This is a genomic window from Nitratiruptor tergarcus DSM 16512 (assembly GCF_027946175.1).
In the GTDB taxonomy this organism is placed as follows: Bacteria; Campylobacterota; Campylobacteria; order Campylobacterales; family Nitratiruptoraceae; genus Nitratiruptor; species Nitratiruptor tergarcus.
The window spans coordinates 1,743,208-1,766,100 of the sequence record NZ_AP026671.1 but is presented as its reverse complement, the minus strand read 5'-3'; the positions used below and the strand labels follow the sequence as shown (position 1 = coordinate 1,766,100).

The following is a 22,893-nucleotide window of genomic DNA, read 5'->3' as shown; positions in this document are numbered from 1 at the left end:
TTTGGACTCTTTTTTTGCGTATCATTATAGTGAAAAAATTCTAGGAGGAAACAAAAATGAAAAAAGCAGTTGTGATTTCCACAATCGCTGCGCTTATGCTCAGTGCAGCTACAATCAATTTCAATGAAGCACCAAAAGAGTTTACACGTGTTATGCCAAATAGCGGAACAAATACTGTACTCTCTTTTTATGATGCTATCAAGGATGCAAAGGAAAGTGTTGTCAATATCTCTACCAAAAAAAAGATCAAAATGCCAAATATGCAAAATATGCCATTTTTTAACGATCCTTTTTTCAAGCAGTTTTTTGGCCCTATGTTTCGCGATCGTCTCCCAAGAAACAGAGTAGAAAGAAGCTTGGGAAGTGGTGTAATTATAAGTAATGATGGCTATATTGTCACAAACAACCACGTCATTAAAAATGCTGATGAAATCACTGTCACACTCCCTGGAGATGATAAAGAGTACAAAGCAAAAGTTATAGGAAAAGACGCTCTTACAGATTTAGCTGTCATTAAAATAGACAAAAAAGGTCTCAAAGCTATTAAAATCGCGGACTCTTCAAAAATAAAACCAGGTGATCTCGTTTTTGCTATTGGTAACCCTTTTGGTATTGGTGAGACTATCACTCAAGGAATCATAAGTGCAACAAACAGAAATAATGTTGGTATCAACACTTACGAAAACTTCATTCAGACTGATGCTGCGATTAATCCTGGTAACAGTGGAGGAGCTTTAGTTGATAGTAGAGGTGCACTTATCGGTATCAACAGTGCCATCATTACTAGAAGCGGCGGCAATAATGGTATAGGTTTTGCAATTCCATCCAACATGATGAAAGAGGTTGTCAAAAAGCTTGTAGAGAAAGGAAAAATCGAGCGTGGATACCTTGGTGTGATAATTGAAGATCTCAAAGGTGATCTTAAAGATGTGTATAAACATAAATATGGAGCGGTCATCGTAGATGTAACAAAAGATAGTGCAGCAGACAAAGCTGGGCTTAAAAGAGGAGATTTGATAATCGAAGTTGAGGGTAAAAAGATTGAAGATGCTAATGAGCTTAAAACTATCATAGGATCTTACCCTCCAGGAAAAGAGATCGCCATCAAATATGAGCGCAATAAAAACGTACATACTGCAAAAGTAAAACTAGGTAAACGTCCAGGAGGCGAGACTGAAGCTACTCAGAGTCTCAAAGGACTTGAAGTACAAACTCTTGATGACAATCTTCGCCGCATGTACAATATTCCTGAAAATGTTAAGGGAGTCTTCGTTACCAATGTCAAACCAGACAGTGCAGCAGAAAAAGCTGGAATAAAACCTGGTGATGTTATAATTGGTATTGAAGATGTAGAGATTACAAACGTAGAAGATCTAAAAAAAGCACTAAAAAAATATAAAACTCCAATACGAGTTTATATTAAACGTCAAGGGATACCACTTATTTTGGTACTCAAATAAATCTTTCCCCCGCTGTGGGGATAAAAAGGCGCTATATGAAAGTAGCAATGATAGAAGATGATATCGAATTAGCTGAGATATTGAGTGAATATCTCAAAAAATATGGCATAGATGTAGAAAATTATGAAGATCCATTTATTGCCCTCTCAGCGCTGCGGATAGCAAAAGATTATGATGCTTTGATTTTGGATTTGACACTCCCTGGCATGGATGGTTTAGAGATTCTCAAAAAGATTCGTGAATTTAGCGATCTGCCCATTATCATAAGCAGTGCACGCAGTGATCTTAGCGACAAAGTTATAGGCTTAGAACTTGGGGCAGATGACTATTTGCCAAAACCTTACGATCCAAAAGAGCTAGAAGCGAGACTCAAAGCAATTACGAGACGACGCAGCAAACCACCCAAAGAGCCAGATCTTAAAATCTATAAAAATAGACGTGAAATCCATTTTAAAAATAAACCTCTCCAACTCACTCCAGCAGAATTTGAAGTACTCGCCTATCTCATAGAGCATCCAAATCAGCCAATTGAGCGAGAAGAGCTTCTCTATACCTGTGAAAACTTAAGCGAAAATGCCTCTGAAAAGACTATCGATGTGATCATTAGCCGTATACGCCACAAACTTGGGGAAGATCCCAAAAATCCCCGCTACATTATCTCAGTAAGAGGCGTGGGCTATAAATTCGTTCCATGAAAAAAACCTCAATTTTTCTTTGGATTACCCTCATATTTCTCCTTGCCTTCATAGGTATTGGAGCATCCTATATGCTCTCTTTGAAATATATCAAAGCAAATGATAAAAATCAGATGCAAAAGCGGTTTGACTTTATCTCAAAATCTCTCATTTGGCAGTTGGGCACCATCCAAAATCCCAATAGTCTCATTGATGATTTGCAAAAACTCGATCTCTTACCCATCACACATCCAAAAGAGATTCTCACCATACTTAAAACCTCTCAAATCATCAAACGAACCCGCTATCCTATAGGAGAAATTATTATCCTCAAAAAGAACAGCACTTACTATATCTGGATCCAAAGTTATGGCAATACGCTTTTACTCAAAGATATCTCTCGGGGTATTGAACATCTAAGACTAATCTACACCACTATTTTTGTCATTATGATGGGCTTTTTGCTGCTAATATATATTCTCATTCTCATCAAGCTTCGCCCCCTCAAAAAGATCACCAAAGAGATAGAGAAGTTCTCTGCAGGCAATCTAGAACTCAATCTCAATATTAAAGGGTTTAAAGAGATTAACGAAGTGGCAAATGCTCTGCAAAATGCAGCAGATTCACTCAAAAATATTCAAAACTCTCGCAAGCTTTTGTTGCGCAACATCATGCATGAGCTCAAAACCCCTGTGACAAAAGGCAGAATCCAAGCTGAAATGGTGGAAGACCCCAAACAAAAGCAGCGCCTCATCCATATTTTTGAAAAGCTCAACTCTCTCATTAATGAGCTTGCAGCCATTGAAGCGGTCAATGCAAAAATCAAACCAAATCTTGAACCCATCAAACTCTCTGATATTGTGCAAGAAGCAATTAATATCGGTATGTTTGATAAAAAGGATATTGAGATTCAAATAAAAAGTGATCCCACTATTAAAGCAGACTATAAACTCCTCTCCATAGCAGTCAAAAACCTCATCGATAACGCTATTAAGTACTCCACTGATCACAAAGCAAAAATCATTGTTGACCAAGATTCCCTTACCATTATCAACAACGCCCCAGCTCTTTCAAAAGATCTTTCCTATTTTTTAGAGCCATTTAGCAAAGAGGGCAAAAAAAGTGGCTTTGGACTGGGACTCTATCTTGTAAGCAATATTTTAAAAATGCATGGATTTACACTCCATTACCACCACCAAAAAGGGCAAAACCTCTTCATTATCAGTTTTCTTAAACCTTAAAAAATTCATACCATTAATCGATAATAGAGAAAAACTTCTAAGGAATCAATATGAGAGGAGTAGCTTTTCTATCTTTTTTTCTTGCATATCTGTATGGAGCAAATATAGATCTTTTACTCCAAAAATATAAAGAAGCTTCTGAACTCTCAAAAATAACGAAAAGAGATTCAGCCGGTTTTGTTTACGTCTTTACCCGCGAGGATCTCCAAAAGATGCAAAGCTACACTCTCAAAGATATACTTCAAACTGTTCCTGGTATCAACTACACACTCACACCAAATAATCTTAATCTCTTCTCTGCTGTATCTACAAAATTTTCTCCTATCAATATAGCAAGACTCTATATCAATGATCATGATGTTACAAGTGCATCTTTTGGAAGTGCATTACTCATTTGGGGACAGATGCCTTTGGAATATGTAGATCACATAGAGGTATATAAAGGATCTTCTTCTATCGAATTTGGTGACGAAACCGGACTTATTATCATCAAAGTCTATACCAAACTAGCCCAAAGAGAACTTGGGAAAAAGATTCGTTTGATTGCTGACTCAAGGGGCTCAAAAGGATTTGACAGCTATATAGCAGAGCTTTTTGATAACAAAAGCTCTTTGTTTGGATACATTCATGGGACATCCTTTAAAACAAAACATTATCACAACGGCAACTATCTCCTCTCTCGTGATGGAGATGACAAAATGGTTTATCTCAATTTCAAAAAAAATGATCTGCAAGTAGAGTTTTCCCATTATGAGCCACATAGAGATCCTTTTTTGGGATATGGGCGTAGCAAAAAGCCTCTTGGCGGCGGATTAGATGCAAGACACACCTATTTAAAATTAGATAAAAATATCTATGGTATATCTTGGAGCTTTGCATTTGATAGGCTCGATTATAAGAGACTCTATAAAGATGCCAATGGTGTTTATACTTCACAAGGAATTGTAGATATCTATTATAGAAGATTTACTGACGATATTCTCTCTTTGAATTTCAAAAAACATATAGATGAGGGTAAACACTCGCTTTTACTTGGAGGATTTTATAAAATCAAAAAGTATAAAGAACGAGGAACATACGATACTATTCACACATATGCTACAAATAGGCTTGGTCTTGCCACACTTTATCTTGAAGAGAGTTACTCTATCGATAAAGAGACACTTTTTATTCTTTCAGCCAAAAACGACTGGTATGAATATCAAAAAGAGATTCCATCTCATACTAATATGATGGTACGTGCAGGATTTATCAAAAAGAGCAAAGAGTGGGAATTCAAAACGTTCTACACAAAAACTATGTTAGAACCACAATTCTTTTCTCTCTACTCTGACAATAATATACCACTTGTTACCAATCCGCACCTTAAACCCTCTTGCATCAATCTTTTTATTATTGGTGCCCTCTATAAAAAAGAGAATTTTTCTTTTGGCCTTAAATACGGCACGCGTAATGCAAAAAATATGACTTCTTATTCACCGCAAAAAGGCTACTACAATATTCCAAACAAAATTTACTTTGATTTCATCGAAGCAAAAGCACAGTATCAATTTGATCCGAAAAATAGAGTGACTCTCTACATTATCAAAGGGCGCAACTCACAAAAAAAGTTTTCTCCAGATATACACATCAACCTCCAAGCTTTCAACAGCTTTGATAATATTGATATCTATAATGAATTGCTCTATAAAAACTCTTATACATACTTTGGAACATCTGTAACCGATTCATTAGATTATACAGTAGCGATAAAATATCGCATTAATAACGATCTCTCCATTGGTTTACGAGGAGAGAATCTTTTTGGCAAAGGTTTTAAGCAAGCCTATAGAAAAATCAATACTGCCTATCCTACTACAGATAGAAAAATTTTATTGAACATGGAGTACACATTTTGAAGCGGCTTAGTATTTTTTTCTTTTTCACTTTTTCTCTATTTGCAAATACACAAGATATTGAAAGAGAGATATACAAAACAATCATTCACTCTCTCTTCCCTCATAAACATATCGTTTTGGTCTGGAGTGATAGTGACAAAGAACTTTTTACTGCCATCCAAAATGTATTGTATACTACAAAACCGGAAAAGGCAGATATAATCTTTCTTAAAAAACCTCTTCCACTCCATTCGCCAAATTTGCGAAAAAAGATCCTCTTTGTTCGCAATTATCCTCTGCTTAAAAAGTATAGAAACTGGGCGATTGGTGGATTTTTTTGGCAAAAAGGAAGACCTAATATTCTCTTTTTCAAAAATAATCTCACACGATATCGTCTTACCCTACCACCATCATTTCAAAAATATATTGATGAGGGTATAGAGTGATGAAAACACTTAATAAACTGCTTATTGGAATAATTGTCGTTATAGGAGTTATGATAAGCATACTCTATATCTCCACTTATGAAGTAGAAAATCGTCTCCAAAATAATCTCAACAGAATGTTTTTATCACATGTAGATGCCGTAGCACACCATATAGAAAGATTTATCAAAAAATATTGCAAAGAGAATCTCTACACTGAACTCAAGAGCAATCCACAACTAAGAGACTATCTCCAAGATGCACTTGAACTCACAACTGCTCCTCCTCATAAATTCGTCTATATCCTCTACAGAGACAAACATGGACATTTTAGGTATCTGCTCGATGGCAGTTTGGAAGATAAAGGGGAATTTAATCAAAAACTCGATGTAAATAGCAAAATATGGAATAGAGCATATAAGAGCAAACAAGCTCTCTATTTTTCACATCAAGATTCGGATATACTCTATATCACTTACTTATATCCAATTGTTTTGCATGGAAGCGTACAAGGAATCATCGCTATAGATTTTACAAATGAACTTCCTTCAACCATCTCTACTATCATCTCGCCTCTCAAAAAGGTTTTTGCATATCTCTTTTTTGCAATATTTCTTCTTTTAGCTCTTTTAGCTTATCAAGGATGGCTCTATTTACATACAAAAAAAAGCGCATTGACTGATCCGCTCACAGGAGCCTACAATAGAAACTATCTCCATAAATTTCTCTATGAAATCAATCCTCAAGAGTATGCAATTTTAATGCTCGATATTGATCATTTCAAAAAGATAAATGACAATTATGGCCATAAAGCAGGAGATTTTGTACTAAAAAATGTTTACAAAACACTCCACTCAATTTTGCGCAACCATGATCTCATTTTTCGCTATGGGGGTGAAGAGTTTATCATTTTTATCAAAAGAAATGGCAAAGAAGAAAACATTATCCAAATAGCCGAAAGAATCCGTACAACATTTTATACTACCGCCTTTATCTACGAAGAACACTCTTTAAAGGTTACTGTCTCTATAGGTATAATTTTGCATCCTGAAAAGTTCAAGTCAATTAAGGATGCAATTAAAAAAGCTGATGAGTTTTTGTATGAAGCCAAAAGGACAGGAAGAAACAAAATCTGCTATAACACCGATTACACTCTTACTAAAACAAAAACTACAAGAGAGGTTGATATCATAAAAGATGCCATAGATAATAGACGGCTCTTTATAGAACTCCAACCTATATACGATATAAACTCTATGCAGCCAGTGCGCTACGAAGTACTTGTAAGACTCAAAGATAGAGAAGGAAATGTGATCTATCCTGGAGCATTTTTAGAAAATATCGCTTATACAACACTTTACAACTCTTTGACAAAAGAGGTACTACGCCAAACGTTCGATACTATTCAAACTTATAAAGTACCACTGAGCATTAACCTCAATTTTTCTGACATCACAGACAATGTTGTGTATGAGATGATATTGCAAGAGATTGAAAAAAATCGAGAGCTTGCAAATTTTTTAGTCATTGAACTTCTCGAAAATGAGGCTCTCCCAACATATGAGGAGCATGAAGACCTTAAAAAGAGACTACAAAAACTTAAAGAGTATGGAATCAAAATTGCAATTGATGATTTTGGAAGTGGCTATTCCAATTTTGAAATTTTCAAATATCTTCCTATAGATATTCTCAAAATCGATGGAACACTCATTAAAGAGATTGAAAAATCAAAAGTCTCATATCTTATGGTTAAATCAATAACCTCATTTGCACAAGCAATTAATATAAAAGTTGTTGCAGAATTTATAGAAAACGAAAAGATACTGCAAACCGTCTCACGCCTCAATATCCAATATGGACAAGGTTTTTATCTAGGAAAGCCATCTAAGCACTTACAGTAGTAAGGAGTCTTTGCAAGAAGATCTCTTGAGATTTGACAATTTTTTTCTTTGCTTCTTCTATATCCATCCATGTAGCTTGATCAATTTCGGGAAATTTCAATACTCTTCCCTTATACTCCATTGTAACCAGATTGGATCTTATATGTGTATCAAGATCTTTTTGCACGGCAAAAATATGCAAGATTTTATTTGAGGTTTTTGCTTCACCCAAATCTATAAACTCTCCTGCAATCTCTTTTCCCGTCTCTTCAAAAAATTCTCTCTTCGCTGCATCCAAATCACTCTCTCCTGGATTTACCTCACCTTTAATAATTCCCCAAGAGCGCTCTTTATTTTTCCAAAAAGGTCCTCCAAAGTGACCAAGGTACACCTCTACAACTCCATTTTTTATCCTATAAGGAAGAATACCAGCACTTCTTTTCATATATCTCCAATTAATTAAAATATAAGTAAGAAAAATCTACACTATTATCAAAGGAGTATCATGAATATTCAAAAAGTTATTAGTGGATTTTTCTTTATTCTTGCAATGACAACAAACTTTGGCTTCTTCTATGGCGATCCATCAAATTTAGAATATCATAGCAAATATGAACTCTTTGCCGCAATAGTTGTAAACCTCATCGCTACGATTCTCAAACTAGGAGATAAAACACAACTAGGATCAGTACTCCTTGCTACAAGCCTCGTTGCCGATATTCAGCTCATAGGGGCAGCAAGTGTCTGGGCACTTGCAATATATGGCTTAGGGCAAATGAATCTTGAAGCAAGTGTAGCTATTGTCTCTATGAGTGGTGGTGCACTTTTAGCAAATATTGTCTCAGTCTTACTCTTTGTAGGCGACACGCTCAAATCTAAAAGGTAATTATGGAAAGCAATAGCGCATGGATCATCATCCACCGGATGAGGATCCCTCTTCTTGTAATTATTATCACTTTTTCAATCTCTATTTTAGGCATGACTCTCATCCCTGGTGTAGATGATCAGGGTAAGCCCTATTATATGAATTTTTTTGATGCCTTTTACTTTGTAAGCTATATGGCAACTACCATTGGCTTTGGAGAAGCACCCTATACCTTTACCTATCCACAGCGTCTATGGGTAAGTTTTTGTATCTATCTCACAGTCATTGGCTGGTTTTATGGTATTGGTAATATAATCGCACTTATTCAAGATAAAAAACTTGCTCGTGAACTTGCAATCGCACGCTTTCGCAACAAAGTTCAAAAACTCACTGAGCCATTTATCATTATATTAGGCTATAACAATGTTACAAAAGAGATCATTAAGCGCCTCAGTCTAGAAGGTATAAGAATAGTCGTAGTGGATAAAGATGAAAGCAAAGTAGAAGAAATTGAACTGGAAGGCTTCATTCCCGAAGTTCCTGCAATCAGTGCTGATACAACAAAGCCCGACACACTCAAACTTGCTGGAATTCATCATAAAAATTGCCAAGCAGTTGTGGTACTTTTTGAAGATGATGTAAAAAATGCAAAAATCGCACTCATGTGTAAACTACTCAACAAAAAAATCAACATCATCGTCAAATCAACTACCAAAGATAATACTGAGCATCTGCGCAATATTGGTATTCGTCACATTGAAGATCCTTTTAAAATCATCTCCAATAGATTCTATTTTGCCATTGCAGCACCTTATATCTGGCTTTTAGAGATGTGGATATTTGGCCATATTTTGCGCATACGCAAGCGTGAATTCCTTCCAAAAGGAAAATATATCATCTGTGGTGCTGGACGTATGGGTAAAGCTCTCGCTTCAGCGCTAGAGCGAGCAAAAATCGAATATGTCTTTATTGATATTAAATCGAGTGAATATAAAAAGAGAAAGCAGAGTGCCATTTATGGTGATGCAGAAGATATCAAGACACTCATTAAAGCAGGTATCAAAGAGGCTAGCTGTATTATTGCTGGTACAAAAGATGATATGATAAATCTCACTATCCTCTCCACTGCCAAAAAACTCAATCCCTCTATCTACACAATAGCTCGTGAAAACACACTTGAAGATATTAGCGTTTTTAAATCAGCACGTATCGATAAAATCTACATTTTAGAGAAGGTCTTAGCAAAATATACCTATAACTTCATTGCCAAACCGATGGCTAATAGATTTATACGCATGATATACCAAAAAGATAATGTCTGGGCAATGAATGTAGTAGGAAAACTGAGCTCCACAATTGGCAAAAACCCTGATGTTTTTGAGATTCAACTAACACATGAAACCGCATATGCTCTTTGTAAAGAGTTAGAAAATGGAAGAGATATTACCCTTGAAATCTTGCGCAGATCCCGCAAAGATTACCGTAAAAAAAATAAAATTGTTTTTTTGATGTATCACTATGAAAATGAGCATGAAAGAGAGACTGTTTTAATGCCTTCTGATTCACTGAGCATCAGATGTGGAGCTTCACTCTTAATCGCTTGTGATGAAGAGGCTCGCAGCGATTTTGAATATATCATCAATAATTACTATGAGCTCTACTATGTACTCACAGGTAAAGAGCAAAGTGTAGGCATTTTTAATATTTTTCAAAAAGAGAAAATAGCTTTTTAAAAGCAGGAGGCTTTGTGAATATTATCATAGCAGGAGCTGGAAGAGTTGGCTTTCGCCTCGCACAAACACTCTCTATTAAACACAACGTTATCATAATTGATAAGAACAAAGAGGCTCTTGCAAGACTGCAAGAATCGATCGACATACTTCCTATTGTGGGCAACATAGAAGATCCCGATACATTCAAAGTACTTAATGGAACGTATGATATTTTTATAGCTGTAACAGATAATGATGAAGCCAATATTCTCTCCACTCTCATAGCTGATGATGAGATTAATGTAACTAAAAAGATTATTCGCTTACGCAACCCCTATTTTGCTAAAAGCTCCATTGCAAAAAAACTCGGAATAGATGAAGCTGTCTTTCCCTTTTCTCTCGCAGCCCAATCAATAAAACTCCTTTTAGACTTTCCTAAAGCGAACAATATTAAAGATTTTATCTTTACCTCTTTCAAACTCATCTCTGTGCGCGTCAATGAACCACTCCTTACTTCCACACAAGAGATAGAGTCACAAAATATCAAAGTAGTAGGAATTGAAAAAGATAAAAAGTTTTTCATCCCCACCCAATCCTACCCATTAGAAGATAATAATCTCCTCTATCTTTTTGGTGATGGAGAGCAAATAAAAGAGGTTTGCAAAAAAATCAATAAAAGCGATCCTAAATCTATCAAAAATATTGCTATTTTTGGAGCAAATCTTTTGGGAATTGAGATAGCAAAGGCTTTTTTAGAAAAAAATGTAAACATAAAAATTGTTGAAAGTGACCCTGCTCTTTGCATACGAGCTTCCGAGCTTTTGCAAAATCGCGCCACCGTTATCAACTCCAAATATATTGAGCATAAAATTTACGAAGAAGAGAATATCCGCCTAGCAGATATGGTTATCGCGACAAGTAGCGAAGATGAAGAAAACATCATTGAGTGTCTTGAAGCCAAGGAGTATGAGGTACGAAAAACTGTAGCAATCAATAACAATCTAGAATTTTACAACCTCATGCATAAACTTGGAATCATTGCAGTACGAGGACCAAAAGCGAGTGCATACTATGCAATTTTGGAAAAAATTGGCTCAAGCAATGTTATTACAGAAAAGCACTACTGTGGAGGAAGAGGTACTATTTTTATGCGAAAAATCTTTGAAGACTCTTTGCTGATTGGCACCTCCCTCAAACCTCTCAAACTCGACGATACCATCAGCTACTATATTCGTGATGGAATTATCTATCCATTCAAACAAAAAATCACACTTCATAAAAATGATCTCATCGTCGTTTTTGCAAAAACCTATCAGGAGGAAAGAGTCAAAAAGTGGATCTACAATCTCTAAAAAATATCGCTAAATTTATTAGCGCTGTGGGACTGGGATTAGGGCTTTTTTTCATCATTCCTCTCCTAACGGGCTTTCTCTACCATGAAAACATCAAAAATTTTCTCATCTTCTATCTCCTGTTTATATTAGGGAATTTTTTAATCTATGCGACGCTTTACAACCACCATTTTAAAATGAGTATCAAAGAGGCCATATTTGCAGTTAATCTCATCTGGATCCTCTTAGGAGTTGCTGGAGGAGGTGCTCTTTATCTCACATCCAATGTTACTCCAGGTGAAGCTTTTTTTGAAGCTATTAGTGGCTTTACCACCACGGGAGCTACAATATACACCGATATTGAGAGCCTCTCTCACACTACGCTCATGATCCGCTCTCTCACACACTGGTTAGGCGGGATGGGTATCATCGTTTTAAGTGTGGGGCTCTTGACACTGCTCAATCCATCAGGTTCGCTTACTCTATTTAAATCTGAATCTACAGGCATTAGCATAGAAAAACTTACTCCAAAAATCAAAGATACTGCTATAAGACTTTGGGGCATATATCTTCTTTTGACATTCCTTAATGCTCTTTTACTCTATTTTGGAGGAATGAACGGTTTTGATGCAATCAACCACGCTTTTTCTACTATCTCTACTGGTGGCTTTTCTACCATGAACGATAGCTTAGGCCACTGGAAAAACAACTATTTCATTCTTTGGGTAACTACATTTTTTATGTTTATTAGCGGCATAAACTTCATTGCGCATTTGCGGCTCTTTCATAGAGATTTTAGCGGTTACAGAAGCGAAGAGGTAAAGTGGTATTTTATTGTTTTTATGCTCCTCTCTTTGACTCTAACATGGGTACATTGCACTATTGGAAAAGATACTCTCTTTCACGCAATGACACACGCCTTTTTTACCATAAGCTCAATTCTCACTACAACAGGATTTGCCTCTACCGACTACTCTTTATGGTCACCTGTTGCAGTGGCAATCATCTTTATTCCTATGTACATAGGTGCCAATGCTGGCAGTACCGCAGGAGGCGTAAAAATTATTCGTTATGTTATACTTTTTAAAAATCTCTTTGCGCAAATCAAACAAAATCTCCATCCCAATGCAATTGTAGATGTATTTATCGATGGCAATCGCATCAGCGGTAAAATTCTTGGAAGCGTACATGGATTTTTCTTCATCTATGCTGTTACAAATCTCTTACTTGCACTCTTTCTCTTTGCACGAGGATACGATTTTTTAACATCCATCTCTGCAGCAATTGCCTGTATTGGCAATATTGGGCCTGGATTTGGGCATGTAGGACCTGCAGACAATTTTGCATTTTTTAGTAGTTTTGAAAAGATCCTCTTAGCAATCTTTATGATTATTGGGAGGTTAGAGTTTTATACATTTATTGTGCTCTTTTCAAAAGAGTTTTGGAAAAGGTTTTAAAAAGCTTGAGGAGCTACTATGATAAAAAAACATCTCACAGAGCAAACTGCAATTTTGCTTTCTGTTACAAAATGGATGATTCTCTCAACAATAGTGGGGATAATTATTGGCTCAATTGTTACACTCTTTCTCAAAATTATTCAATTTGCAGAGCACCACCAAAGTAGTCTTCCCTTTCCTTACTACTATACTCTTCCATTTGTTTTAATGCTTGTTGTATGGATGATTCGCACCTTTGCCCCTTCTGCTGAAGGTCACGGCACAGAAAAGGTGATCGAAGCAGTACACAAAAAGCATGGAAAAATTGATCTCAAAGTAGTCCCTATCAAACTTATCGCAACAGTTTTGACAATTTTTGCAGGTGGCTCTGTGGGAAAAGAGGGACCAGCTGGTCAAATAGGTGCTGCAAGTGCTTCGGGACTCAGTGATCTTTTGCGCTTTAATGATGTAGATCGTAAAAAAATAGTAATATGTGGTATTAGTGCCGGCTTTGCTTCAGTTTTTGGCACCCCCATTGCAGGGGCTATTTTTGGTGTGGAGGTTCTCATCATAGGCGTCATTTTATATGATGTACTCCTTCCCTCTTTTATTGCCGGATTTGCTGCTTTTACTACAGCGCAGTTTCTTGGTATTGAGTATACCTATTTTGATATGCACTACTACCAAAGCATAGCTCTTGATATCCCACTCATACTCAAAGTAGTAGGTGCAGGACTCTTCTTTGGTCTTGTAAGCGATATTGTGGTTACTTCTATGAACTTTATGCACAAAACTATCAAAAAGATACCTCTTAATATCTACCTCAAAACATTTATCATAGGCTCACTCTTAGTACTTATTGGACTTCTCTTTGGCACACAGTATCTTGGTCTTGGTATGGATACTATCAAAGATACTCTCAATCCCGATCCCTATTTTGCTAAAGATTTGCCATGGTATGCCTTTTTACTTAAAGCCTTCACCACCTCTCTCACTCTTAGTGGTGGGGGCAGTGGAGGTGTTATTACTCCGATATTTTACATAGGAGCAACAAGTGGACATGCTTTTGGCGCATGGTTTGATTACCAGCATATTACTCTCTTTGCTGCACTAGGTTTTGTGAGTGTCTTAAGTGGTGCTACAAATGCTCCAATTGCAGCTACCATCATGGCAGTAGAGCTCTTTGGACTTGAAATTGCACACTATGCAGCACTCAGTGCAGTGATTAGCTTTTTGGTTACAGGACACAGAAGTGTCTTTCCATCGCAAATTTTAGCAATGAAAAAGAGTGAGATACTTGAAGTAAAAATAGGTGAGGAGATAGAAAAAGCTGAAGTGGAGCTAGAAAACAGACGCTATCAAAAAATTCGAAGAAGAATTTTGCGCAAAAAACTTCGCATGAAAAAGTAGAAATTTTATTGCTATAATTATTCAAACAGTAATGGAACATTTAAATGAAAAAATTTTTGGTATTTCTCTTTACACTTCCGCTTTTCGCATTTGAGCCTCTCTTTACCACCATAGAGCATCCTTTGCGCCTTGCTTTTTACGCTCCATTTGCTACAGATACTTCTCATACTAAAATGGTAACGCTTGGTTGGTATGAAGCAAACAACTATGAAAGTGAAGATATCTATCTCCTCGATTTTGAGATAGCAACACTCCAAGGAGTAGTGAGAGTTCCTCTAAGCAATAACTCCTCCTTACGCATTATAGGAGGAATACACCGTGTTTATGGTGGATTTATGGATGGAGCACTCGATTGGTTTCATGATGCTACTGGTCTACTCAATGGAGCTGTACATAATCTCTATGGAGAAAATGAAGTTCACTACCATATTGGCTCGCAATTTCGCAAGGATAACTCTTTTACTTCGCTATCCAATCTGCAAATAGAGTATAAACACTCCCTCGCATTCCATCCTTTCGGTGCAAAAAGTGCCATTTTTGGCGGATGGAAAATTCCCCTTGCAAAGAAAAAGGATGGATTTGGATCCGCAAAAGCTGATTATATGGTGGGATTAGCACTACAAAAGAATAATTGGCTATGGAATATCTCTTGTATGCGACTAGGAAAAATCCACCTCTTTGAATATGGAACTTCTCGTAAATGGTTAGTGAGTGGTTATGTAGGATATGCATACAAAAACTGGCTTTTTGAGTGGCGTACCATCTCTTCAGCTTTCAAATCACGCCACATTTCACTCGACTCTTGGTCAAATGTAGTGAATGTAGCATACAGTCTCAATAAACATACAAAAATATTTTTTACTGAAAATCTTGCCCCTTTTTACGGCAGTGCTGATTTTACAATTGGTGCAACATATCGTTTTTAAAGGATTATCATGGACAAAAAAGAGTACAAAAAAGAGCTCTACTATCTTCAAATAGAACTGGTAAAATTCCAACGAGAAGTTATAGAAAATGACTTGAAAGTCTGCACAATCTTTGAAGGAAGGGATGCTGCTGGAAAAGATGGAACTATTAAACGTTTTGTTGAGCACCTCAGTCCCAGAGAAACCCGTGTAGTAGCTCTTGGAAAACCTAGTGATATTGATAAAAAGAGCTGGTATTTTCAGCGCTATGTCCCTCATCTTCCTCATGGTGGTGAGATGGTCTTTTTCAATCGTAGCTGGTACAATAGAGCCGGCGTAGAAAAGGTAATGGGATTTTGTACAAAAGAGGAGTATGAGCGCTTTATGCAAGAGGTTCCAAACTTCGAGCATCTTCTTGTGCACGATGGGATGATATTTACCAAGTACTATCTTGATATCACCAAAGAGGAGCAAAAGAGGCGTCTTGAGGAGCGTAAAAAAGATCCCCTCAAGCAGTGGAAGCTCAGCCCCATTGATATGCAGGCACAAAAGCTTTGGAAAGAGTATTCCCTTGCCCGCGATGAGATATTTGCACGTACACACTTTGCCTTTGCTCCATGGTATGTCGTCAAAGCAGATGATAAAAAAGTAGCACGTATCAATTGTATAAAACATTTCCTCTCTAAAGTAAATTATAAGAAAAAAGATGAGAAACTATTGGTATACGATCCTAATATTGTATGTGAATTTGATAAAGCCTGCTATGAAAAAGGACTTATAGCACCATAAGGAGGTAATAATGGCACATCTTGAGCGATATATGTTTTACTATATGGATACCATCAACGAAAAAAACTTTAAAGAGGCAATTGAACTAGCACAAAGCATAATTGAAGAGTGCGAAGATGAAAGCACTCCAATTATCGAAGGTTTTTTAAGTGCTGCTAAATCTTTGCAAGCTTTGAAAATGGGCGAGTTTGATGATGTGGAGGAGCTTTGGAACAGTTATGAAGAGGCCAAAAGATTCCTTACACCAAGCAACAGACACTATGCAATACTCTTAGAAACTTGCATGATACTTGAAAATACAAAAGAAGAGATTGAGAGGATCATATGATAATCGACTTTTCACCATTAGAGCTCAAATATCGATATAAAATCATGAGTCGCTCCATAATTCCTCGCCCAATTGCATGGATAGTAACTGAAGGCAAAACACTCAATATCGCTCCATTTAGTTATTTTATGGCACTATCTTCTAACCCTCCTACTCTTATCGTCTCAATAGGACACAAAAAAGATGGAACACAAAAGGATACCCTCAAAAATATTTTACAAACCAAAAAATGTACTATCTGCTCAGTAACTCCAGATCAAATTACACAAATGCACGCCTCAAGTGAGAGCCTCCCAGAAGAGGTGAGCGAAGCAGAAGCTTTTGGTATTGCAACAAAAAGAATAGTAGAAGATTTTCCTCCTATCATAACTGATAGCCCAAGCGCTTTTTTTTGTGAACTCAATCAAGTAGTAGACCTGAGTGGAAGCAAAACCATTCCTTTGATAGTAGAGATCAAGAAATACTATATTGCTGATAACTATTTTGATCCAAACTACAACTTTGAACTTGATCTCGTTGCACGAGTTGGTCGAGAATATCGTTTGTGCAACAAAAAAATTGAGCCTTAATTTTTGCTACTTTTGTTCCTTGTATCTGCTTAAAAATATGCTATTATGAAAAAAAATAAGGAGAGAAACAATGGTAGCAGATGCATGGCTCTCCAAAGAGCTTAAAAATGGTAAAGTTTTGTGCCAAGCGTGTGCCCATGCTTGTAAATTAGAGCCCGGAGAGTTTGGCAAATGTGGCGTACGTGTCAATGAAAATGGAAAACTCAAATCTACTGTATATGGATTAGCAGCTGCAGCCCATATCGATCCAATCGAAAAAAAGCCGATGTTTCACTTTTTGCCAGGTTCTACTATCTTTAGCATCGGAACGGTTGGGTGCAACTTTTGCTGCCAGTTTTGCCAAAACTGGGAGATTAGTCAATATCCTCAAACCAACGGCTACAAAGTTTTTGGTCAAGAAATGATGCCGGAGACTATCGTAAAGCTTGCCAAAGAGTATGGATGTAAATCTGTGGCTTATACCTATAATGAGCCAATTGTATATTTTGAATATACTTACGATACAGCCAAACTAGCCCATGAAGCAGGACTCAAAAATGTCTACGTAACAAGTGGCTTTGAGACAAGAAAAGCGATAGATGAACTTTCACCCTTTTTGGATGGAATGAATATCGATATCAAGTTTTTCAAAGATGAAAGCTATCAAAAAATCAGCTGTGCACGTCTTAAACCAGTACTACAAGCTATAGAATATGCTCACTCAAAAGGTATCTGGATTGAGACAACTACACTTATCATCCCTGGTATCAACGATAGTGATGAGGAGTTGAGAGATATCGCTAGATTCCAAGCAAATTTGAGCAAAGATATGCCATGGCATATAAGTCGTTTTCATCCAGATTACAGAATGCTCGATCGCCCTGTCACTCCTTATGAAACGCTTAAAAGAGCATACGAAATTGGAAAAGCTGAAGGTCTGAAGTATATCTATATCGGTAATTATCCCGATGCTGATAGAGAATCAACATACTGCCCAAAATGTGGATTTAAAGTAATTGAGCGGGCTGGATATCTTGGCGAGCAGGTAAAAAATCATCTCATAGATGGCAAATGTCCAAAATGTGGTAAAGTCATAGCAGGAGTGTGGCAATGAGCGCAAAAGCGTGGCTGAGTAAAAAACTACCCAGTGGTAAAATCATGTGTGAAGCGTGTGCTCATGCATGCAAGCTCGATGAGGGTGAATATGGAATATGCGGTGTACGAAAGGTTGAAAACGGGGAGTTAAAACTGCTCGTTTATGGAAAAGCAGCAGCGATGAATGTTGATCCTGTAGAAAAGAAGCCCATGTACCACTTCTTACCTGGCTCTCAAGTCTTTAGCTTTGGAACAGTTGGGTGTAATCTTAGCTGCAGCTTTTGTCAAAATTTTGAGATCAGCCAATTTCCGCAAGAGCATGAGCATAAAATTTTTGGAAAAGATCTACCTCCAAAACTGGCAGTAGACCTAGCCTTGCAGTATGGGTGTAAAGCGATCGCTTATACCTACAACGAGCCGATTGTCTGGTTTGAATACACCTACGATACAGCAAAACTAGCTAAAGAAGCGGGGCTTAAAAATATCTATGTCACTAGTGGATACGAAACCCACAAAGCATTGGATAAACTAGCCGATGTGATCGATGGGATGAATATTGATCTCAAAGCATTTATAGATGAGTTTTATAAAGAGCTGTGCGGTGCAAGACTCAAACCGGTTTTGGAAGCTATCAAATACGCTTACAAAAAAGGATTTTGGATCGAAATTACTACCCTTTTTATCCCCGGCAAAAATGACAGCGAAGAGGAGATGCGCCAAATTGCTAATTTCATCGCTTCCATCGATACAGCCATTCCTTGGCATGTGAGCGGCTTTTATCCAACTTATAAGATGCTTGATACAAATCCAACTCCTCCAGATACCCTACTCAAAGCCTATAAGATAGGAAAAGATGAAGGGCTCAAATTTGTCTATGTAGGTAACTTCAATGCCCCTGAGTTTACCGCCACATACTGTCCAGCATGTGGCTATAAAGTGATTGAGCGCGCCGGATATCTTGGTGAAAAAGTGGTAAACCATCTGCAAGATGGTAGATGCCCCAAATGTCATACATTCATCCCAGGAGTTTGGAAATAGAGCAAATCAAGCTTTCATAGAAGCGTTTTGTAGGCTTGAACTCTTTCTGTTTGGCATGCTCTATCTCGAGCAGCAGTTACGTAACGCTGCTGGAAGCTTTTTAAAAAACCTTGTTCGCTGGATGACTAACACTCCTTCGAAAAGTCTTAGGATGTATCCCAGCTTCTTGAAAAGGGAGAGAACATTGTTATTGATTTAGGTATTGGACAAGTGTCAAGTCTATCTGGAATTGATTAAATTAATAGATCATCTTAAATTTGGGCCAGTTATGGGTAAATGCTTTAGGCCACTCACTGGAAGTTACTCATTTTACAGGAATCTTACCGCAATGATAGGTGGCAATGAAGTAGTAACTAAAAGAGCTGGACTTTTGCATGATATAGGTAAAGTACTCACGCATGAATATAGTGGTAGCCATGTAGATCTTATAGCAAGTAGCAAGTAAATGGTATAAAGAACCAGATGTTGTTATCAATGCAATCTATGCTCACCATAGCTATGAAGAGCCATGAATCGCAGAAGCTACAGCAGTATATACTGCCGATACACTCAGTGCAGCAAGACCTGGAGCAAGAAGAGTGTTTTTGGATGCTTTTTTGAAAAGAGCACAAGCTATTGAAGATATAGCTTTGAGTAAACCATCTATGAAAAAGGCCTATACAATCCATACTGGTAGAGAAATGCGCGTACTTGCTAATGCAGGATTTGTCACAGATAACAAAGTTATTCTATTAGCAAAAGATATTGAAGCGAGTATGCAATATCCAGGAGAAGTAAAAGTAAATCTTATCAGGGAGCAAAGAGCAATTGAGTTTACTCGCTGATCATGCTGGTTTAATGAAAAAAAGAAAGGAGAGAAACGAAAAAAGGATGGCTTCCAAAACAACGGAATATTGCAATAATATAAATGGTGTGGATCTAAGTTTTTCATACAATTTTGCATAGAAATAGACCATGGGTATAAGTAAGGGATAGACGTATCTAAAATCTGTATTACAAGCAACCGGAATCTTTATCCGATAGGCAAGAAGAATCAAAATATATAAAATAAAAAAGAGTAAAAAAGGAGCTGCTTCTTGCAACTCCTCTTTATAAATGGTAAATACCCCTATCAAAATACTTACATAGAGAATAAGACTTAAAAAAGAGAGAATATATGCTATATTTTGGTGATATGCGTCGTTGAAGAAAAATTCTGCAAACAAAGCACTTTTTAAAAAATAGTTCCAAAAATATTGCCTTCCATACAAATCGTGCCAAGCATCTATATAGGGAAAAAGAAGATATTTTTTCATATCGAAATAAAAATAGTTTCCTAGAGTATTAGCTACATAGAGTTTTTTGTTCAACGTGTTCACCACATTGCTCACGAGCCAATCAGAAGAGGTGCTTTGTAATGCATAATATATATTGTCTGCAAAATTGATAACAAATCCGACTAAAAAGAATAAAAACGCTAATGCCGCCATTTTGATAAAATATTTCTTGTTTTTTTGCTTCAATGCCTCTATGATGATTAAAACACCTATAATTATGAAAAGAATTATTCCACTTGCTTTTGTGATGAGTGCTAATGCTGAAAAAAGAAGAGCAGGTTTTATATCTCTTTTATGCTGCCACCAAAGAAGAGTGTAATAAAATCCGATTGCAGTCAATGCATATGTCAAAACATCGTTTCCTATTCGAATGGAGTGGATGATACCAGAGGGCCAAAAAATGAGTAACAAAGATGAAAGAGATAGTAAAAATTCTTTTTTTATAACAAGTTGCAAACTTCTTATTGAAAAGATGATGAAAATTGTAAAAAAGAGTAAAGATAGCCATTGTAAACTAATGTATGGATTGATATAGAGCAGAAGCGATATTTTGTAGACAATCGCTGCGAGAATGTAATAAAGAGGTGGCTGATGATACTCCCAGCCTTTCGTCGGATTTGGAAATGTGAAATGATCTGCTATCATCTTGATATAGTCCAAATGCCCAGTATGAGTGATGACATCGTAGGTTCTCACATAATAAGGAGTATAAGAAAGATATATCATGCACAAAGCAATGCCTGCAACAATGAAAAAAGAGAGCTTTTTCGAAAAAAATCTATTCGATACTAAAAAGAGTAGTAGAAGGAGTGAAAGAGAAAACAGCAAATGAAAAACAGTGGAGATAGGAGAATGAAAATGGAGATAGAGGCCACTTTTTCCATTTCTATTTTTTATTACTAATTGTATATGATTTATTCCTGGATGGATGTATTTGGTTATATCGAGAGAAAAACCCCTTTTCCAGTCACATTTTCCTTCGATATTTTTGATAAAAATTGATTTTTTATTAATTGTGAAATTTTCAACGCAGTCATCTGGTATGATATCAATTTTTTGTAATGGGTTGAGAGAGAAAAAAGAGATATCGAAGATAAACTTTTGTTTCGATTTTGCATTTGTAACATAAGGCAACAAGATAGCCTTTTGTTGATTGAGCAAACTTTTTTGTATATGAGGTGTTGAAAGATAGTAGAAGATACCACAGAGAAGTGAAAATAGTAGGGCCCATGTGATTTTTCCAAAATAGCGTAGTTGCATATGCTATTCCTTCTGTGTAACGTCGTTCTAAGAGCAAAGATTGAACAAATAAATGAACTATTTCTCTGAGATTGTTCAAAATTCCGTGTCAGTAGAGCATTGTACCATAATTAAATTTCAAGGGTTTTTCAATCCTTACTTCAAATATAGCTAACTAATAGAGTAAGATTCCTGTTTCCAATCATCATCTTCCATTTTTTCTGTGCATTTTTCCTTTCACTCCCTTTAACATCACTGCAAGCAAAATATTCTCATAGAAAGTAGTTTTAGAAGTAAATTTTCATTTGGAAAAGCTCCTTTCATTTTAGTCAGTTTACGAAATTGCCGATGTACTGATTTGATATTATTTGTAATGTAAATAATTTTTCTGATAGTTTCTGGATATTTAAAATAATAGGAGAGATTCTTCCATTTGTTTTGCTAGGAATTGATAATGATAGGATACTTTTACCCCATTTCCCTTCATTTCAATCGGCTATATGATTCAACCTCTGCGTCCAAAGCAGCCTCAACCAACTATTTTACCAATAACGCCAACACCCCCATCTTTACCACTTATTTTTTTACCTCAAGTAGCTCTTTTACTACCTTATCAAAATCAAATCTTTTCATGTCAGTCTTTTTTTCTTATTTTATCTTGACTGAGAAGGCATTTCCCACGCTCTCAACGATATCGCCAAAAATCCCCATATTGCTTCACAGAAGCTTACCATCGCCATCAACAACTACCATTTAAGTAAGAGCTTTACCAAGTCTTTGCGCAACACACTGACACAAATAACTTTCATGCAGATATTTTTACACAAAAATGGCGCAACCAGCAAAAAAGCCGGTTAGCGAACATCATAGTCGATATATCCTTTACCATCACTCGCCCAGTTGCGTATAGTCTCTTTATCTTTTGATGAGAGTTTTGCTTCAGGATGAAGCCAAAGATATTGTGGAAGTGGCATAGCTAAGATGACACTTCTAAAGATCTGCTTTTTGAGCTCTTGTTTTTTTTCATCACTATAATCATTCCATGTGCTAAAATTGAGCGCTTTTCTCCCTTCTATCACATCGCGTCTTACTGCCCAACTCATAGGAGCTACATTGGCATACCATGGCCATTTTGTCTCATTAGAGTGACAATCATAGCAGCTCCGTTTAAAAATTGCCATCACCTCCTTTGGAGCTTGTATCTCTTTTTGAGGATCGGTTGGTGGGTTTGATTTTTCATAGGTTGGAATAAATTGCAAAAGTCCAATAATAACCGCTACTGCACCAAGATACATCAAAAAGCTTTTCATTATCCCCCCCTCTC

At 36.7% G+C, this 22,893-nt stretch carries 20 protein-coding genes and 2 pseudogenes; 18 read left to right on the top strand and 4 right to left on the bottom strand.

Annotated elements, in window-relative coordinates:
* Nucleotides 1-56: 56 nt before the first annotated feature.
* The 6 genes from NITER_RS09315 to NITER_RS09290 are packed head-to-tail and all read left to right on the top strand — an operon-like array spanning nucleotide 57 to nucleotide 7,578.
* Nucleotides 57-1,460, top strand: coding sequence for a DegQ family serine endoprotease (locus NITER_RS09315; protein WP_084274819.1), 1,404 nt, complete (start codon nucleotides 57-59; stop codon nucleotides 1,458-1,460).
* Between the two features lie 35 nt (nucleotides 1,461-1,495).
* Nucleotides 1,496-2,155, top strand: coding sequence for a response regulator transcription factor (locus tag NITER_RS09310; RefSeq protein ID WP_084274820.1), 660 nt, complete (start codon nucleotides 1,496-1,498; stop codon nucleotides 2,153-2,155).
* Nucleotides 2,152-3,375, top strand: coding sequence for an ArsS family sensor histidine kinase (locus NITER_RS09305; RefSeq protein WP_084274821.1), 1,224 nt, complete (start codon nucleotides 2,152-2,154; stop codon nucleotides 3,373-3,375). The genes NITER_RS09310 and NITER_RS09305 overlap by 4 nt, the downstream gene beginning before the upstream one ends.
* Nucleotides 3,376-3,425: 50 nt before the next feature.
* On the top strand, nucleotides 3,426-5,273 hold the full coding sequence (locus NITER_RS09300; RefSeq protein WP_084274822.1) for a TonB-dependent receptor plug domain-containing protein: 1,848 nt from the start codon (nucleotides 3,426-3,428) through the stop codon (nucleotides 5,271-5,273).
* On the top strand, nucleotides 5,270-5,698 hold the full coding sequence (locus tag NITER_RS09295; protein WP_084274823.1) for a hypothetical protein: 429 nt from the start codon (nucleotides 5,270-5,272) through the stop codon (nucleotides 5,696-5,698). The genes NITER_RS09300 and NITER_RS09295 overlap by 4 nt, the downstream gene beginning before the upstream one ends.
* Complete coding sequence (locus NITER_RS09290) at nucleotides 5,698-7,578, top strand: putative bifunctional diguanylate cyclase/phosphodiesterase (protein ID WP_084274824.1); 1,881 nt, start codon at nucleotides 5,698-5,700, stop codon at nucleotides 7,576-7,578. Before NITER_RS09295 ends, NITER_RS09290 begins: the two co-directional genes overlap by 1 nt.
* On the opposite strand, the gene NITER_RS09285 is transcribed toward NITER_RS09290, so the two are convergent.
* On the bottom strand, nucleotides 7,562-8,002 hold the full coding sequence (locus tag NITER_RS09285) for an NUDIX hydrolase (protein ID WP_084274825.1): 441 nt from the start codon (nucleotides 8,000-8,002) through the stop codon (nucleotides 7,562-7,564). The two genes, NITER_RS09290 and NITER_RS09285, sit on opposite strands and share 17 nt — an antisense overlap.
* A gap of 60 nt (nucleotides 8,003-8,062) precedes the next feature.
* On the opposite strand from NITER_RS09285, the gene NITER_RS09280 reads away from it, so the two are divergent.
* The 12 genes and pseudogenes from NITER_RS09280 to NITER_RS10265 all read left to right on the top strand — a co-directional run.
* On the top strand, nucleotides 8,063-8,443 hold the full coding sequence (locus NITER_RS09280; RefSeq protein ID WP_084274826.1) for a DUF6394 family protein: 381 nt from the start codon (nucleotides 8,063-8,065) through the stop codon (nucleotides 8,441-8,443).
* 2 nt (nucleotides 8,444-8,445) lie between these two features.
* Nucleotides 8,446-10,155, top strand: coding sequence for a potassium channel family protein (locus NITER_RS09275; RefSeq protein WP_084274827.1), 1,710 nt, complete (start codon nucleotides 8,446-8,448; stop codon nucleotides 10,153-10,155).
* Nucleotides 10,156-10,169: 14 nt separating this feature from the next.
* Complete coding sequence (locus tag NITER_RS09270) at nucleotides 10,170-11,486, top strand: NAD-binding protein (protein WP_084274828.1); 1,317 nt, start codon at nucleotides 10,170-10,172, stop codon at nucleotides 11,484-11,486.
* Nucleotides 11,468-12,922: a TrkH family potassium uptake protein gene (locus NITER_RS09265; protein ID WP_084274829.1), complete on the top strand. Its 1,455-nt coding sequence runs from the start codon at nucleotides 11,468-11,470 to the stop codon at nucleotides 12,920-12,922. The genes NITER_RS09270 and NITER_RS09265 overlap by 19 nt, the downstream gene beginning before the upstream one ends.
* An 18-nt stretch (nucleotides 12,923-12,940) precedes the next feature.
* A complete protein-coding gene (locus NITER_RS09260; RefSeq protein WP_197685270.1) occupies nucleotides 12,941-14,311 on the top strand; it encodes a chloride channel protein in 1,371 nt (456 codons plus the stop codon).
* A 44-nt stretch (nucleotides 14,312-14,355) separates the two neighbouring features.
* On the top strand, nucleotides 14,356-15,237 hold the full coding sequence (locus tag NITER_RS09255) for a DUF3187 family protein (protein ID WP_084274830.1): 882 nt from the start codon (nucleotides 14,356-14,358) through the stop codon (nucleotides 15,235-15,237).
* A gap of 9 nt (nucleotides 15,238-15,246) precedes the next feature.
* Entirely contained in the window at nucleotides 15,247-16,005 is a 759-nt protein-coding gene (gene ppk2 / locus NITER_RS09250; protein ID WP_084274831.1) for a polyphosphate kinase 2, read from the top strand.
* A gap of 10 nt (nucleotides 16,006-16,015) precedes the next feature.
* Nucleotides 16,016-16,333: a hypothetical protein gene (locus NITER_RS09245; protein ID WP_084274832.1), complete on the top strand. Its 318-nt coding sequence runs from the start codon at nucleotides 16,016-16,018 to the stop codon at nucleotides 16,331-16,333.
* Entirely contained in the window at nucleotides 16,330-16,902 is a 573-nt protein-coding gene (locus NITER_RS09240; RefSeq protein WP_084274833.1) for a flavin reductase family protein, read from the top strand. Before NITER_RS09245 ends, NITER_RS09240 begins: the two co-directional genes overlap by 4 nt.
* 70 nt (nucleotides 16,903-16,972) lie before the next feature.
* Nucleotides 16,973-17,995, top strand: coding sequence for an AmmeMemoRadiSam system radical SAM enzyme (gene amrS / locus NITER_RS09235; protein ID WP_084274834.1), 1,023 nt, complete (start codon nucleotides 16,973-16,975; stop codon nucleotides 17,993-17,995).
* Nucleotides 17,992-19,014, top strand: coding sequence for an AmmeMemoRadiSam system radical SAM enzyme (gene amrS, locus NITER_RS09230; RefSeq protein ID WP_084274835.1), 1,023 nt, complete (start codon nucleotides 17,992-17,994; stop codon nucleotides 19,012-19,014). The genes amrS (NITER_RS09235) and amrS (NITER_RS09230) overlap by 4 nt, the downstream gene beginning before the upstream one ends.
* Before the next feature lie 156 nt (nucleotides 19,015-19,170).
* A pseudogene (locus tag NITER_RS10265) lies at nucleotides 19,171-19,838 on the top strand (HD domain-containing protein); the annotation flags it as partial.
* On the opposite strand, the gene NITER_RS09215 reads toward NITER_RS10265, so the two are convergent.
* The 3 genes and pseudogenes from NITER_RS09215 to NITER_RS09205 form a co-directional block, all read right to left on the bottom strand.
* The gene (locus tag NITER_RS09215; protein WP_084274836.1) at nucleotides 19,839-21,590 is read right to left on the bottom strand and encodes a hypothetical protein; all 1,752 of its coding nucleotides are present in this window, start codon (nucleotides 21,588-21,590) and stop codon (nucleotides 19,839-19,841) included.
* Between the two features lie 88 nt (nucleotides 21,591-21,678).
* Nucleotides 21,679-22,054, bottom strand: a pseudogene (locus NITER_RS09210) (transposase); the annotation flags it as partial.
* A 369-nt stretch (nucleotides 22,055-22,423) separates the two neighbouring features.
* Nucleotides 22,424-22,879, bottom strand: a complete 456-nt coding sequence (locus NITER_RS09205) for a heme-binding domain-containing protein (RefSeq protein WP_084274837.1) — start codon at nucleotides 22,877-22,879, stop codon at nucleotides 22,424-22,426.
* Nucleotides 22,880-22,893: the final 14 nt, after the last annotated feature.

Coding starts and splice junctions, on each gene's coding strand:
- NITER_RS09315 (WP_084274819.1), top strand. CDS start 57: ATGAAAAAAGCAGTTGTGATTTCCACAATCGCTGCGCTTATGCTCAGT.
- NITER_RS09310 (WP_084274820.1), top strand. CDS start 1,496: ATGAAAGTAGCAATGATAGAAGATGATATCGAATTAGCTGAGATATTG.
- NITER_RS09305 (WP_084274821.1), top strand. CDS start 2,152: ATGAAAAAAACCTCAATTTTTCTTTGGATTACCCTCATATTTCTCCTT.
- NITER_RS09300 (WP_084274822.1), top strand. CDS start 3,426: ATGAGAGGAGTAGCTTTTCTATCTTTTTTTCTTGCATATCTGTATGGA.
- NITER_RS09290 (WP_084274824.1), top strand. CDS start 5,698: ATGAAAACACTTAATAAACTGCTTATTGGAATAATTGTCGTTATAGGA.
- NITER_RS09285 (WP_084274825.1), bottom strand. CDS start 8,002: ATGAAAAGAAGTGCTGGTATTCTTCCTTATAGGATAAAAAATGGAGTT.
- NITER_RS09280 (WP_084274826.1), top strand. CDS start 8,063: ATGAATATTCAAAAAGTTATTAGTGGATTTTTCTTTATTCTTGCAATG.
- NITER_RS09275 (WP_084274827.1), top strand. CDS start 8,446: ATGGAAAGCAATAGCGCATGGATCATCATCCACCGGATGAGGATCCCT.
- NITER_RS09260 (WP_197685270.1), top strand. CDS start 12,941: ATGATAAAAAAACATCTCACAGAGCAAACTGCAATTTTGCTTTCTGTT.
- NITER_RS09255 (WP_084274830.1), top strand. CDS start 14,356: ATGAAAAAATTTTTGGTATTTCTCTTTACACTTCCGCTTTTCGCATTT.
- ppk2 (WP_084274831.1), top strand. CDS start 15,247: ATGGACAAAAAAGAGTACAAAAAAGAGCTCTACTATCTTCAAATAGAA.
- NITER_RS09245 (WP_084274832.1), top strand. CDS start 16,016: ATGGCACATCTTGAGCGATATATGTTTTACTATATGGATACCATCAAC.
- NITER_RS09240 (WP_084274833.1), top strand. CDS start 16,330: ATGATAATCGACTTTTCACCATTAGAGCTCAAATATCGATATAAAATC.
- amrS (WP_084274834.1), top strand. CDS start 16,973: ATGGTAGCAGATGCATGGCTCTCCAAAGAGCTTAAAAATGGTAAAGTT.
- amrS (WP_084274835.1), top strand. CDS start 17,992: ATGAGCGCAAAAGCGTGGCTGAGTAAAAAACTACCCAGTGGTAAAATC.
- NITER_RS09215 (WP_084274836.1), bottom strand. CDS start 21,590: ATGCAACTACGCTATTTTGGAAAAATCACATGGGCCCTACTATTTTCA.
- NITER_RS09205 (WP_084274837.1), bottom strand. CDS start 22,879: ATGAAAAGCTTTTTGATGTATCTTGGTGCAGTAGCGGTTATTATTGGA.